The organism is Terrilactibacillus tamarindi, from assembly GCF_009718825.1.
Classification (GTDB): Bacteria; Bacillota; Bacilli; order Bacillales; family Sporolactobacillaceae; genus Terrilactibacillus; species Terrilactibacillus tamarindi.
The window spans coordinates 1-1,103 of record NZ_WNHB01000052.1; the positions used below are offsets into that span (position 1 = coordinate 1).

The following is a 1,103-nucleotide window of genomic DNA, read 5'->3' on the forward strand; positions in this document are numbered from 1 at the left end:
TTAATTTTAATAGCGTGTCTGTGGCGATATCTAATGTGATACGATCAGAAACGTTATAAGCTAATAATTCATTTGTAGATCCATCCTTTATCGTGGATAAATAGGCTTTCTTACCCTTGCCATAAAATAAATAAGTAATATCAGTAAGCAATACTTTTCCAGGCACATTCTGTTTAAATTGCCGTTTTAATAAGTTCGGTAAGGTCGTGTGTTCCTTTGTTGCTTTTGCCATTCTTCGGTATGGATTGGCTTTTCTGATAGGACAAATAATAGTATATTTTTTCATGATTCTTCGGATGCGTTTTAAGTTGTAAATGGTGTTAAACTGCCCTTCTAATGTCATTTTAATTTGCCGGGCACCCTTCTTGCGGTGTTTAAAGTGATAGGCTTTTAAGATTATCTCCTTAACACACTCATCCTGATGATCACGTTGGTTTCTTTGTCTCTGTGACTCTAAGGAGAAATAGTTATAGTATCCAGAACGTGATACACCGGCTATTTGACATAAGTATCTGACCTTATTTTTAAGTTTGTATTTTTCGATAACAGAATGGATTAATAAGAATTTTTGTTCGGCTGATAATTTTATTTCCTTCTCCTCAGTCTCCTTTCTCCCATTTCGATCTTTTTTAATAATTCGTTCTCTGCTTTCAATAGATTATTTTGAACCTTCAACCGCTCATATTTTTCTTCTAACGAAAGATCCTTTTCACGTGGTCTCCCCGAGTTTTCCTTTCTTGTATCTCGTAGACCCTCAACACCTTTTTCTTTATAAGCTGCTCGCCACCTCTTACTGGCTGCCAAAACACGTTCTGAACCAATCATCTCGACATCAAATCCATGTGATTCAAATATGTCCCTTGGAAGTTTCCCTGATTCGTGTTCTACAATAAATTGACGTTTAAATTCATCAGTATAGGTGATTCCTTTAGAACCCACCGACTTAACATTTGGGTTAGTAGAGAGTATCTTAATCTCTTTCTTTGTAAATTCTCTTTTACTCATTTCTTGTTTTCCCCAATCCCCGCTTTTTTTCTAATTATACATAAAAGTACCCTATAGGGAGACTTTTTTTAAGTGTCTTCTCTATAGGGTACAGTTTA

At 35.4% G+C, this 1,103-nt stretch carries 1 pseudogene; it reads right to left on the reverse strand.

Going from position 1 to position 1,103, the window contains the following annotated elements:
* Positions 1–1,005: pseudogene (locus GMB86_RS15875) on the reverse strand (IS3 family transposase); the annotation flags it as partial.
* Between the last annotated feature and the right edge of the window lie 98 nt (positions 1,006–1,103).